Source organism: Pedobacter xixiisoli, from assembly GCF_900215335.1.
Classification (GTDB): Bacteria; Bacteroidota; Bacteroidia; order Sphingobacteriales; family Sphingobacteriaceae; genus Pedobacter; species Pedobacter xixiisoli.
On sequence record NZ_OCMT01000004.1, the window covers coordinates 783,177 to 796,530 of the forward strand.

Annotated in this window: 9 protein-coding genes; 3 read left to right on the plus strand and 6 right to left on the minus strand. The window is 38.7% G+C overall.

From position 1 onward, the window contains the following. Positions 1-35: 35 nt before the first annotated feature. The 4 genes from CRO54_RS19470 to dctA form a co-directional block, all read right to left on the minus strand. A complete protein-coding gene (locus CRO54_RS19470; RefSeq protein ID WP_138765856.1) occupies positions 36-1,307 on the minus strand; it encodes a hypothetical protein in 1,272 nt (423 codons plus the stop codon). A gap of 74 nt (positions 1,308-1,381) precedes the next feature. Next, positions 1,382-2,743, minus strand: coding sequence for a hypothetical protein (locus tag CRO54_RS19475; protein WP_097133742.1), 1,362 nt, complete (start codon positions 2,741-2,743; stop codon positions 1,382-1,384). A 5-nt stretch (positions 2,744-2,748) separates the two neighbouring features. Further along, positions 2,749-3,636: an alpha/beta hydrolase family protein gene (locus CRO54_RS19480; RefSeq protein WP_097133743.1), complete on the minus strand. Its 888-nt coding sequence runs from the start codon at positions 3,634-3,636 to the stop codon at positions 2,749-2,751. 48 nt (positions 3,637-3,684) lie between these two features. Next, positions 3,685-4,935 (minus strand): C4-dicarboxylate transporter DctA, encoded by a 1,251-nt coding sequence (gene dctA / locus CRO54_RS19485; protein ID WP_097133744.1) that lies wholly within the window; start codon positions 4,933-4,935, stop codon positions 3,685-3,687. A gap of 362 nt (positions 4,936-5,297) precedes the next feature. On the opposite strand from dctA, the gene CRO54_RS19490 reads away from it, so the two are divergent. Further along, positions 5,298-6,455, plus strand: coding sequence for a hypothetical protein (locus CRO54_RS19490; protein WP_097133745.1), 1,158 nt, complete (start codon positions 5,298-5,300; stop codon positions 6,453-6,455). 88 nt (positions 6,456-6,543) lie between these two features. On the opposite strand, the gene CRO54_RS19495 is transcribed toward CRO54_RS19490, so the two are convergent. Beyond that, complete coding sequence (locus CRO54_RS19495) at positions 6,544-8,124, minus strand: peptide chain release factor 3 (RefSeq protein ID WP_097133746.1); 1,581 nt, start codon at positions 8,122-8,124, stop codon at positions 6,544-6,546. Positions 8,125-8,690: 566 nt separating this feature from the next. Between CRO54_RS19495 and CRO54_RS19500 the strand changes: the two genes are divergently transcribed. Beyond that, the gene (locus CRO54_RS19500) at positions 8,691-9,248 is read left to right on the plus strand and encodes a LemA family protein (protein ID WP_097133747.1); all 558 of its coding nucleotides are present in this window, start codon (positions 8,691-8,693) and stop codon (positions 9,246-9,248) included. Then, positions 9,248-10,192 (plus strand): DUF3137 domain-containing protein, encoded by a 945-nt coding sequence (locus CRO54_RS19505; protein ID WP_097133748.1) that lies wholly within the window; start codon positions 9,248-9,250, stop codon positions 10,190-10,192. Before CRO54_RS19500 ends, CRO54_RS19505 begins: the two co-directional genes overlap by 1 nt. A 252-nt stretch (positions 10,193-10,444) precedes the next feature. On the opposite strand, the gene carB is transcribed toward CRO54_RS19505, so the two are convergent. Further along, the gene (gene carB / locus CRO54_RS19510) at positions 10,445-13,342 is read right to left on the minus strand and encodes a carbamoyl-phosphate synthase large subunit (RefSeq protein WP_097133749.1); all 2,898 of its coding nucleotides are present in this window, start codon (positions 13,340-13,342) and stop codon (positions 10,445-10,447) included. Positions 13,343-13,354 lie beyond the last annotated feature (12 nt).

Sequence of the window (13,354 nt, forward strand, 5' to 3'; positions counted from 1 at the left end):
TTGTATTTTTATGTTAGTAAACGATTTTCAATTCCTTACAAAAGAATTTGAACCGCAAAATTGTTAATCCATTTTTTGGTTTTGGCTACTGGCGAGTTGATTTCGATATAATTGGTATTGATACCAATGCGTAAAGCGTTATTCTTTAGAAATTTGTTTACACCGAACGTAGCCCATTTCTGATCTACTATCTTAGATCCAGTAACACCAAACTCGGGTTTAATAATAGCATATCGCCCATCAACAGCCCAGCCCGATTTAAATACATAAGAAGATTGTAGATTGTAGGCGCTTCCTAAATTATAGTAAGTGCTGGCTACTTCGGGAGTGAATTGGCTGGTAGCAGCTGCATTAGTGAACAAATCTTTGCCATTTACCGTGCTAACCACGTATTCTCCAACTAGCGCAAATCCATTGCTTTTGAAGGCAAAATCTGCAACTAATTTTCTATAGTCTGCAAGTGTTGCTACACCGCTATTGTCGAAAATACCTGTAATTAATCCTGTTTCGCTACCTATTGGACTACTTGCTTTTTGATTGTAACTTGCTGCCACACCAACTACTAATTTTGGCTTGGCTTCTCTATAAAGGTCATGTCCGATGAAAGCGTTGTTTTTAGTGAAATCACCAAGAGGCATAATATCTAATCTACCACCGTACTTAAATCCCTGCTTACTAGGTTGCGATGTAAAGAAATTTTGCCCTTCTCCAGTAGTTACCGATAAAGAAGGATAAATCCTCATTTGATGAATGTTAAAATTGGTTTCTACGAATAAACCGCCCTCACGTGTTGCACCAACAAAATTGTGCATCAAGCCCCCATACAAAATGCCGTCGCTTGATTTTCCTGCCAAGCTCTGCGCCATAGTTTGGGCATAACGTTCATCGGCCATGGCTAAACGATTATTGGTTTGGGTTTGCTTTTGTCCTAATACCAGTTTTACCCTTTTGTGCACATCAAAACCAATCCAGCCTTCTAGTATAGGCGATGTTCCGGTAAAATCGGTTACAAAACCAGCAGAAACCTTATGTCTGGCGTTGGTTGCGGTTAAAGCTATTCTCGCTAAGTTGATACTCATGCGAGTGTTGTTGGTTTTCTTAGATAGAGAATCTATTCTACCAAATTGAGCACCCGACTGTAAGGTGCTAAGCAAGTTAATTACCGTGCCTTCGCCTTTCCCGAGCCTTATGAAAGTGCCTTCGCCATTCACATACACAAACGTAGAATCGTTTTGTGCAAGCTGTGCTTTTGCGTTGTTACCGATGAACAACAAGCTAAAGCAAAAGAAGAATAATATTTTTTTCATCTGATTTTAGTTTTTAATGATTGGAAGCTTTAAGGTTTAGCAATCTGCCACCCATAACTTCATTTCAGTATATTTTATAGTTGAATGGTAAATTGTATCTGACTGTAATAAGTGCCATTTTGTGTGCTAGTTTTTAAACTTTGCCTCAACTGGCTATAACCTAATTCAAATTGTATTTTTAAGGCATGGGCCGATAGGTATTTGGTGGTTACAAAGGTGTAAGCCTTATCGTTGTCGGCGAAAGTTGCGGTAACATTGTCTTCTTTTAATGCCGAGAACCTACCGCCAAAAGCCCAGTTAGATTGGAGCAAATAACCTGCTTGTACATTAAATCCTCTACCTAAATTTAAGCGAGATAGTACCGTGTTTTTAATTTGATCGGCGGTTTGTGTAGAAGAATAAGGATTAAAAGTTCCATTTAGCCTAAATTCACCAGCAATGTTGTCTGGTACTTGTGCTTTAGTAATTACAAAACCACCCATAGAGTAAAAACCGTTGTATTTAAAGAGATAGTCTGCTGCGAGTTTGCTGTACTTAGGTAGTAAGATGTTTTGTTCGGCATCGCCATATAACCAACGGCCACCATTAGTGCCTTTGGCCGAAGTTGCACCGTCATTATAACTATAAGCTACCCCAACTACTAATTTTGGTTTTTCTTCACGGTAGAGGTCGTCCATATAGAACTCTCCACCACGAGAAAATTTGTCAAAAGGCAAATAGTCTAATCGAGCACCATATTTAAAGCCCCCAAAGTTTTTTTGTAGGGCGCTACGGCTATCTCCGGTAGTAATGGATAAGTAAGGTTTTAGTAAATGAGAACCACCAAGTCGGTAATTCCCTTTATATCTAATTCCGAAATCGAAAATAGCATCAAAAGCATCAGAAATTAAACTCCTGTCTATAAACCCCAAGCTTTCGCCCTCTATCCTTGTTTCCCTACCATCTACGTAATCAGCTCTTAAACCAAAGTTGAATACGTGGGTTCGGCTTGGTCGATATTCTATGTTCGCTTCTTGTAGTGTAGGGTTAAAGGTTCTAACTCCGGTGGTGGTACTGGTGTGGTTAGCGGCAAAGTTGATCCTTGCATTTAAGCTAATTTTGTTATCGAAGAGATTTGAAAATACATTTAATCTAGCTCTATTGATCGCAAACATTGCATTTGGATCAGATAAGTTCTTGTTGATTGAATTCACAGCATACAGCGTCTGCAATGAGGGGCTGAGATTAAAATTTCCCTTTCCAGAAATGAAAGTGATTCCGTCGCCCAACAAATATCCTTTCTTTAATCTCAAAAGGTGTGTATTGCCTGGGCTTTCGGTAAGGGTATAGGTAGAATCTCGGGTGTATAAATCGTCGCTTTGCGCATAGGCAAAATGACCTAAACTTATACCCAAAAAAGTACCTAGCAAGGTTAATAATTTTGGTTGATTTATCATTTGGTTTATTGTTGGATGTCCATAAAGAAATTAGCAAAAGCAAATTTTCCTATATTACCGTTTTCGTGACCCACATTCGGTACATAAATCTCAGTCCAATTCAAAGGCAATTTCATTTCTTCTGCTTTTGCCTTAACGGTTTTAAAATAGTTTTTGCCTCGGTCAAATCTTGTTTTACCTTGTGCTTCGGCATCATCGGTTACGTTATAAGATTTTTCGTCTGTAGAGGTGTCGTTCATACCCAATATCACGAAAGTTTTGGTCGCAAAGAACTTAGCGAGTTGCGGTTGGTCTATAGGCGCATTTTTTATCCCGTAAGGAAATTCGGTTTCCGTATTTGGTAATGTATACCAACCTGCATTGGCAAATGCTGCCTTTATGATTCGAGTTTGCTTTACAAACATCATGAAACGATGTACAAACTGTGCGCCCCCAGAGTGCCCGTACAGGTAGTAGCCCTTGCTGTTGCTTTTAGTTTGTGCAACTACGTGATCGAACAAGGGCTCAATTAACGAGAAACTCCACTTTTCTGGAGATAGGAATGTCTTTTTGTTCTTTTCGTAAACGTTGCCTAAGTTATATTTTTCCGCTCCACGATAATCCTCTTGATCAAACTCCGGAGCGATGATTTTACAGCCAAATACAGTAGCAGCATTAACCAAGTCGTCTAGGTAGGCAGAAGCATCTCGATTGGCACCATGCAACATCACTACCACTGGCATATCTGACGCATTGGCTTTAGGGCTAAAGTAAAACACTTTTATTGGGCTTCTTAATTTGCCATTATTATCAAAATAAAACATTTGCTTGCCCACCGTGCTGCTGTTGATTTGTGCAAATAATGAGGTGATACCAGAGAAAGTTAATAGGGTTAGGAACAAAATGTATTTCATTATATTCGGTTTTATGGTAATTAAAATAATAGTTAGCTGCTAATTTAATTAAGCTGCTCCAGTTTTCTCTACCAGTTGTTTATATTGTGCGATGTCAATTTCCTTTTCGCTTTTTGAAATTACAACAGTCGCTACGGTATTGCCAATAACGTTAATGATAGCTCTTCCTTCGCTCATGAACCTATCTACACCGACCAATAATGCCATGCCTTCTAGCGGAATAATATTTAAAATGGTTAGTGTTGAGGTGAGCACTAAAAAGCCACTACCAGTTACACCAGCGGCACCTTTACTGGTGAGCAGTAAAATGCCTATTACGGTAAGTTCTTGACCTAAAGTTAGGTTTACGCCAAATACTTGCGCTAGGAAAATAATGGCCAAGCTTAAATAGATACTGGTTCCGTCGAGGTTAAAACTGTAGCCAGAAGGGATAATTAAACCCACTACGTTACGACTACATCCTGCTTTTTCCAGTTTCTCCATGATGTTCGGTAATACTGCTTCACTACTGCTAGAACCCAAAACAATCAAAAGCTCGGCTTTAATGTAACCTAGAAGTTTCCACAAGCTAAAGCCATTGAATTTTAAGATGAGGTAAAGCACAACAAAAATGAACAAAAAGCCGGTTACATAAAAAGTGATCAGCAATTTACCTAATACAGCAAGTGTAGCAAAACCAAACTTCCCAATAGTATAAGCCATACCCCCAAAGGCACCTATAGGCGAGACTTTAATGACCATGTGCAATATGTTGAACAAGATTTTGTTGATCTTTTCTAAACCAACAATAACAGAAGTTCCTTTCTCACCCATTTTTGCTAAGGCAATGGCAAATAAGATCCCGAAGAAGAGAATTTGTATAATATCGCCTTTAGCAAAAGCTGCAATGGCATTGTCTGGTACAATATGTTTGATAAATTCTGTCCAATCAATACCTTGGGAAGAAGCAGCTGCTTTTGCTGCGGGTTGGGCTTGTACAGCTGCGCTATTTACGCCGCTTCCTGGTTTCACCCAATTACCAACTGCCAAGCCAATGATAATGGCACCAGTAGTTACTATTTCAAAATAAATTAAGCCTTTTATTCCTACACGCCCAACTTTTTTCAAGTCGCCAGCTCCAGCAATGCCCAGCACAATACTAATGAATATTACTGGTGCAATAATCATTTTGATCGCATTGATAAACATGTCTGCCAACAGCTTGGCGGTGGTAGAAAAGCCTGGGAAAAAGTGACCGACAATTACGCCTAGTACAATGGCAATAAGCACCTGTACATACAAGATTTTAAGATACTTCAAGATAAGTATAGTTTAAGTAAGTTAATATTTGGTTAACCTAGCCGCGGTTGTTGCATCGCTTTTAAGGAATGCTACGGTAGAGCAGGGCTTATCCTAAAGTTAGGACGATATTTGTTGTTAAAAGGCAAGAGCTGTCTTTTAGAAAGTTTATTTTTTATTTCTGAAATACATTTGAATTTTTCCGAAATAATTGTATCTTTTTGATAGTTAATGCTTTGATTCATTTTTTAGTGAGCTTTAAAAGCTTGAAAATGTAACAGTATGCATTAGCAGTATTATTGATATATTTAGCATCAACTTTCAGTTTATTAACGAATTTGCTGAAATTACAACGCATGTTGGCTAAGGGGTAAGAAATTTATATGGCTTTAAAATCTGGGAAAGATGAAATTGAGTATCTGTTAAGTCAGGTATTTAAAAAATACGAAACCGAAACTGGTAGTAAACTTAATCTGAATACCAATCGTAGAAACTACGAAGATATTGCAAGGATGCTAAGTAACATTAGCAATCAATTGCCTTTTACAGCGGAGGAATTAGGGCACGGGTATTATCCTGAAGACAGAAGCTCATCTAAGACTGAATATCCTTATCAAAAATATGATGTTACTGGCGGACAAATTAAAGACGCCTATAATGGCTTGGTGGCTAAGCCTCGCTCTTTTTTGGTTGATGCTTGCTATATTTATTTGTATGCCATGGGCAGAAATAGATTTGAGGAAAATATAGCTGATACAAATTTGCTAGAAACGGAAGAAGGTGCTCAGCCGCAAATTGTTAACCGAACGAAAGGTGCTAACGTAAAAATGCTAGCTATTGTTATGGTGTTGATAATGGTTCTTGCGATTGCTGTTTTTCAGTGGATGGCGAGTAAAAGTGAGTTGGCAACTTTGAAAAAAGATTTGGTTATTACACCGTATCAGCCAACACAAAAAGAAATTGCGAAATTAGAAGGTGTTTGGATGGTATATATCGGTTCTCCTCAGGCACGCAAGTCAGATAGTAATAGGTTCCATAAGTTTGTGAGGAACATTGTGAATGTGAAATATAAGGATGGTTATTTCTTGTTTAATCGGTATGGAGCAGGTTTTGATCATTATGGATATATGCAATACGAAAGTCCCGATGTCATTTCTATCCGCTCGTATGTTAAAGGCAGCGAAAATAAAATAGAAGCTCCAAGGCTATCACTTATGCGGCTATCGGGAAACAAAGACAAAATTATGGTGATTTCTGCCTCATGGAATTTTGATGCTGGAGCAAACAACGATATTATTGGAATTCGTGAAGTTTATATCAAACAAGGTAATGATGGCGAAATCAAAGAAGTCATTAATACCATGGAAAATCATGCCTGCAATTGTAAAATCGTACAATGGAAAACAGATAAGGGAGAAAAAGCTTTCTACCTCAGAAACGAATTTTTAGACACGATCAAAGACGAAGCACTAAAAAAACTGATTGATGAGAACAGTATTCTGTTGAGATACCCAGATAGCGTTACAGTGTTGAAACGCTAATGTATTTCTTTATTGGTCTTGTCATTCCGAAAATGGAGCTTCTTAAACTTATTTGGCCAGATCTTCAGAATGACAAGTACCCATTTTTCTATTTAAACTCGCTTGTGGTATGGAAATTAATATCTGGATAATCACGTTTAGTCATGTCAATCATGAAATCGTTATCAGATAAATAAACAGGATTTCCTTCTTTATCCGTACCAATGTGCTGTTGTTTGCGTTTCACAAACTCATCTAAGGTTTTCTTGTCATCGCTGGTTACCCAACGTGAACGGCTGTAGGTTAAAGTACGGAAACGACATTTTGCACCATATTCGTGCTCTAAACGGAAGTTAATTACCTCAAACTGTAACTCGCCCACAGCACCAATCACCTTACGGTTACCTGGCTGCATGACAAAAAGCTGCGCCACACCTTCATCAGTTAATTGTTCAATACCTTTTTCCAGTTGTTTGGTACGCATTGGGTCCATATTCTCTACTTCCTTGAAAATAGCGGGAGAGAAGCTAGGGATGCCTTTAAACTGCAATTTTTCCCCTTCGGTTAACGTATCCCCAATTTTAAAGTTGCCACTATCATACAAACCAACTACGTCGCCTGGCCAAGCTTCTTCTACTAAACTCTTCTCATTGGCCATAAAGTCCATTGGGTTGGCAAACTTCATTTTCTTGCCCTGACGGGTATGGTAATAAAATTTATTACGCTCAAATTTACCAGAACAGATACGCAAGAAAGCAATTCTATCACGGTGCTTAGGATCCAAGTTAGCGTGGATCTTGAAAACAAAACCACTGAAGTTCTTCTCTTCTACCAGCACATCACGCTCTTCCGCTTCGCGGTGTCTTGGGCTAGGAGCAATTTCAATGAAAGTATCCAAAAGTTCCTTGATACCGAAGTTATTAATGGCCGAACCAAAAAATACAGGTGCTAACAAGCCTTCCTTGTATAACGAAACATCTAAATCGCCGTATACGCCGTTTACCAATTCGGTTTCATCCTTTAAATTGCCAACTTCTTTTTCTTGTAGATAGTCAAGTAGGGCAGCATCATTTAAATCATTCACTTTTACTACCGAATCTGTTACTTTCGTTTTATCAGAGTGGAAGAGGTTTAGCTGATTGTGGTAGATACTGTAAACACCCTTAAAAGTATGTCCTTGTCCAATAGACCAAGATTGTGGGCACAAGCTGATGTTCAGTTTTTCTTCAATTTCATCCAATAAATCGAATGCTTCTTTACCCTCACGGTCCATCTTGTTGATGAAGATGATAACTGGAGTATTACGCATTCTACAAACCGACATCAATTTCTCCGTTTGTTCCTCCACACCTTTCACACAATCAACCACCAAAACAACGCTATCTACTGCCGAAAGTGTACGGTAAGTATCTTCCGCAAAATCCTTGTGACCAGGTGTATCCAAAATGTTGATACGCTTGCCGCTATACTCAAAACCCATTACCGATGTGGCCACCGAAATACCACGTTGGCGTTCAATCTCCATAAAATCAGAAGTATTGCTTTGGTTGGCCTTGTTACGTTTTACGGCGCCTGCGGTATTAATCGCACCTCCAAAAAGCAAAAACTTTTCAGTAAGTGTGGTTTTTCCCGCATCGGGGTGACTAATAATAGCAAAGGTTTTTCTTTTTTCTATCTCTGGGTGTAGCATATTTATGGAATTGTAAATGGAAACAAAAGGGAATTGGCTGCGGGGTTATAAAAACCTTAATGCGAATAATATAGCCGTGTAATGTTTCATTGGCGCAAATGTACATAAAAAGCATGAGGGTAGAAAATGGGTATAAATCTTTGTTTTGAAAAGCAATTGTAGAAGGTTTTCGGTTCCTAAAGTCCCACTTTCAGTTCAATCTTTTTGTTGGCACTGCCGCTCATAATTGTCATGCTGAGCTCGTCGAAGCATCTACTAATTAACAAACAACCCTTCGACAAGCTCAGGGTGACACCATCAAAAAGTATTTTCCTTCAATCGGGTTTAATTAACAACCTGTCGCACTGTAAACGTTGGCAGTTTTACCTGCTATATCGCATAATTGAAATTGACAATTTGAGGGAAGTAGTTTGCTATGCTTGTTGGCGGGAACGCCAACAAATACTGTAGAAGTGCTTACAATTCAATTTTGTGTTCTTTGTGACTTTGTGGTTATTTCAAGTTGCTGTGTTAAACACCCAAAAATTCCCGCTAATCTCGTATATTAGAGCTTAAATCAACTTATTATGATCATTTTAGGAATTATCGCTATTGTTATATTTCTTATTGGAATAGGCATTTACAACTCTCTTATTGGAAAGAAAAACCAAGTGACCAATGCTTTCTCTGCTATAGACGTAATGCTTAAAAAACGTTACGACTTAATCCCCAATTTAGTGGAAACCATTAAGCAGTATATGGCTTATGAAAGCGAAACACTAACCAAAATTACACAAATGCGTACACAAGCGGCTAATGGAAATATCACCGATGCTGAAAAAGTACAGCTAGACCAGCAATTAAGTACTACAGTTAGAGGAGTAATGGTTAATGTAGAGAACTATCCAGACTTAAAGGCAAACACCAACTTCTTAAACTTGCAAAGCACTTGGACAGAGAGCGAAGAACAAATTGCTGCTGCACGCAGAACTTACAATGCTGCGGTAACTACTTACAATAATGCGGTAATGATGTTCCCTAGTAGCATTTTCGCAGGTATGCTGGGTTATCAAGCTATGCCAGTATTAGAAACCCCAGCCGAAGAACGTAAGAATATTAGCGCAAAAGAATTATTCAATAACTAATGCAGCTACATAGTCAGCCAGAAATGGTTTCAGTTTTTAATGAACTGGAAACGTCACGACTGCACATTGCCAAGCAACATTCCAGAGCTTATTGGAGCATGGGCATTGGTGCAGCGTGCTTGCTCGGTGGTTTTTTGTTCGGTTTGATAGAAGTTGGTGTGGTATTGCTAATTGCTGGACTAGTCACTGGTTTGATCATATTGGCATTAGTAGGCAATAAAACCAATGCCTATAAGTTAGATTTTAAGCATAAAATTATCGGTGCAGCCTTAAAACAGTTGGATGATAGCTTGCAAATCAACCCACAGTCTGGAATTAGTCAGCGAGACTTTATAGATAGCTGCTTATTTTCACAAACGCCAGACAGGTACAAAACCGAGGATTTGGTTTACGGTAAGATCGATAAAACCCAAATTCATTTTGCGGAAGTACATGCCGAATATAAAACTGAAACCCAAACTAAAAATGGAAAGCAAACGCAGTGGCATGATATCTTTAAGGGAATTATCTTCTGCGCAGATTTCAATAAGAACTTTAATGGTTTAACTGTGGTGCGACCAAAAGGTTTTACAGGTGCATTTGGCAAATGGATTTCTCAGAATATTTTAGGCAACAAACGCATAGTTGAGCTGGAAAATGTGAATTTCGATAAGATGTTCACTACCGAAAGTGGCGACCAAGTAGAAGCTCGATATATTCTAACTCCATCATTAATGGAAAAACTGTTGGAGCTAAACCAATATGCAAATTCAACTATTTCGGTGTCATTTGTTTGGTCTAATGTTTACATTGCTTTTCCATTGAACCATAATTATTTCGAGGCGCCAATTTTCAAATCGTTGCTAAATGCAGAGGTCTTAGAAAAGGATTTAAACATGTTGAGATTGATGTGCCATGTAGTACAAGAATTAGATTTGAATACAAGAATTTGGACTAAGCAGTAAAACTATTCTTGCCGTCATTGCGAGCTGTTTTAGACTTACGAAGTTTCCAAAACTTCGTAAGTTTTCTAAATGCTTAGAACAGGTTTTCGTTAAGTAGACCTGATTGCAGCGGATCCCGATTTTTCATAGGGATAGCGAAAAGTAGGACTGCCCTTAATTAAAGCTGCTACATTTGCTCTTCTAAAAATAAAAAAGTCCCTTAACATTACGCTAAGGGACTTGGTCTTTATTCTTTGCTCTTTTATCCTTGTTCTATTTCGACAAATACATCGATTTATCTTTCACTAACTTCAAGAAGTAAGGATCTTCCAAATCTTTAATGAAACGGATAGCCTCTCCTGTAGATTTCATCTCTGGGCCTAATTCTTTGGTTATCTCTGGGAATTTATTGTGAGAGAAAACAGGCTCTTTAATTGCGTATCCCTTAAGCTTGCGCTCGATGTTAAAATCTTTTAATTTATTTACTCCAAGCATTACTCTGGCAGCAATGTTAATGTAAGGCACATCGTAAGCTTTAGCGATGAAAGGTACCGTACGAGAAGCACGTGGATTAGCTTCGATTACATACACCTTCTCATCTTTAACTGCAAACTGGATGTTTAATAGACCAATTACATTTAAAGCTTTTGCAATTTTCTTCGAGTAATTTTCCATGTCGGCAATTACCTTGTCAGATAAACTGAACGGAGGTAAAACCGCACTTGAATCTCCCGAGTGGATACCCGCAGGCTCGATGTGCTCCATTAAACCAACGATGTGTACATCAGTCCCATCGCAGATAGAGTCAGATTCTGTTTCTTCTGCTCTATCTAAGAAGTGGTCAATTAATACACGGTTGCCCGGTAGGTCGCCTAATAATTTAACTACTGCACTTTCTAAGTCTTCGTCGTTAATAACGATACTCATACCTTGTCCACCCAATACGTAACTAGGACGAACCAATACTGGGTAACCTACTTCGTTAGCTACCACAATAGCTTCCTCTGCGTTTTCGGCAACTCCGTATCTTGGGTAAGGAATGTCTAACTCTTTCAATAAGTCTGAGAAACTACCACGATCTTCTGCTTTATCCATGTCTTCATAAGAAGTACCGATAATGCGGATATTATTTTCGTGAAGTTTTTCAGCCATTTTCAAGGCTGTTTGACCACCTAACTGAACAATAACGCCAATTGGATTTTCTAAATCGATGATTTCACGTACATGCTCCCAGAAAACAGGCTCAAAATATAATTTATCAGCCATGTTAAAATCTGTACTTACCGTTTCTGGGTTACAGTTAATCATGATGGCTTCGAAACCATTTTCTTTTGCTGCCAATAATCCGTGTACACAAGAGTAATCAAACTCAATACCCTGACCAATACGGTTAGGTCCCGAGCCTAATACAATCACTTTCTTTCTGTCAGAAACTATAGATTCGTTGGAGCCCAGCTCGTCTCCATCAGATAAAACTTCTCCAGATACTAAAGAAATTTGTTGTGGAGCTTCTTCGAAAGTAGAGTAGAAGTAAGGCGTTTGTGCAGCAAATTCGGCAGCACAAGTATCCACCATTTTGTAAACTCTTCTAATGTTAAGCTCTTTACGGCGGTTATAAACTTCGTCTTCTGTAACGTTACCTAAAACGTATGCAATTTGTATGTCAGAGAAACCTTTTTGCTTCAAGTTGAAGAAGAAATCTCTCGGAATATTAGTTAGCGAGTAGCGTTTTAGTTCTGTTTCTAAAGCTACTAACTCTTGTATTTGATTTAAAAACCACTTGTCAATCTTAGTTACCTTGCGGATAGATTCTAATGGTACACCCATGCTCATCGCATCCTTAATTAAGAAAAGACGGTTCCAGCTTGGGTGCTGCAAGCCATACATAATTTCTTCGATATCACGTTTTTGACGACCATCTGCGCCTATACCGGCACGTCCAATCTCTAAACTCTGACATGCTTTTTGCAGTGCCTCGATAAAATTACGACCAATGGCCATTACCTCTCCAACAGCTTTCATCTGTAAACCAAGCTCCATGTTGGCGCCTTTAAATTTATCAAAGTTAAAGCGAGGGATTTTTACAATTACGTAATCTAAAGTTGGCTCAAAGTAAGCTGATGTAGTTTTGGTAATTTGATTTTCGATTTCATCTAAGTTATACCCGATAGCCAATTTTGCTGCAATTTTAGCGATTGGATATCCGGTTGCTTTACTTGCTAACGCTGATGAACGAGATACACGTGGATTAATCTCGATGGCAATAATATCGTCGTTATCTGGGTTTACCGAAAACTGTACGTTACAACCACCTGCGAAATTACCAATAGCACGCATCATTTTGATGGCTTGGTTACGCATTTCTTGGTAACAACGATCTGATAAGGTCATTGCAGGGGCAACTGTAATCGAGTCTCCAGTGTGGATACCCATTGGATCGAAGTTCTCGATAGAGCAAATGATGATTACGTTGTCGTTGCTATCTCTCAATAACTCTAACTCATATTCTTTCCAGCCTAAAACTGCTTGCTCTACCAAAACCTCATGGGTTGGCGAAGCTTCTAAACCGCGTTTAAGGGCTGCGTCAAAATCTTCTTTTTTATGTACAAAGCCACCACCATAACCACCTAGCGTGTACGAAGGGCGAATTACTAACGGAAATCCAATTTCTTGTGCTGCTTCTTTACCTTCTAAAAACGAGTTGGCAATTTTTGAAGTAGCTACGCCAACACCAATATCTACCATTAACTGACGGAAAGACTCTCTGTTTTCAGTTTTATCAATCGCAGCAACATCAACACCGATAATTCTAACATCGTGTTTTTTCCATAGACCTCTTTCCTCGGCATCAACGCAAAGGTTCAATGCTGTTTGTCCACCCATGGTAGGTAAAACTGCATCAATAGTAGGTAAATTAGGATTGTTTTTGTGCTCAATTAAAATCTCTTCAATCGATTCGAGTGTTAGAGGTTTTAAATAAACATGGTCACCAATTACCTTGTCGGTCATGATGGTAGCCGGGTTAGAGTTAATGATCGAAACTTTAACTCCTTCTTCTTTTAAAGAAAGTGCGGCTTGAGAACCAGAGTAGTCAAATTCGCAGGCTTGGCCAATAATAATAGGTCCAGATCCGATGATCAATACTGAATTGATGGAAGTGTCTTTAGGCATGTGGGGTTTTTA

Coding starts and splice junctions, on each gene's coding strand:
- CRO54_RS19505 (WP_097133748.1), top strand. CDS start 9,248: ATGCAGCTACATAGTCAGCCAGAAATGGTTTCAGTTTTTAATGAACTG.
- CRO54_RS19500 (WP_097133747.1), top strand. CDS start 8,691: ATGATCATTTTAGGAATTATCGCTATTGTTATATTTCTTATTGGAATA.
- CRO54_RS19490 (WP_097133745.1), top strand. CDS start 5,298: ATGGCTTTAAAATCTGGGAAAGATGAAATTGAGTATCTGTTAAGTCAG.
- CRO54_RS19495 (WP_097133746.1), bottom strand. CDS start 8,124: ATGCTACACCCAGAGATAGAAAAAAGAAAAACCTTTGCTATTATTAGT.
- CRO54_RS19475 (WP_097133742.1), bottom strand. CDS start 2,743: ATGATAAATCAACCAAAATTATTAACCTTGCTAGGTACTTTTTTGGGT.
- CRO54_RS19480 (WP_097133743.1), bottom strand. CDS start 3,636: ATGAAATACATTTTGTTCCTAACCCTATTAACTTTCTCTGGTATCACC.
- CRO54_RS19470 (WP_138765856.1), bottom strand. CDS start 1,307: ATGAAAAAAATATTATTCTTCTTTTGCTTTAGCTTGTTGTTCATCGGT.
- carB (WP_097133749.1), bottom strand. CDS start 13,342: ATGCCTAAAGACACTTCCATCAATTCAGTATTGATCATCGGATCTGGA.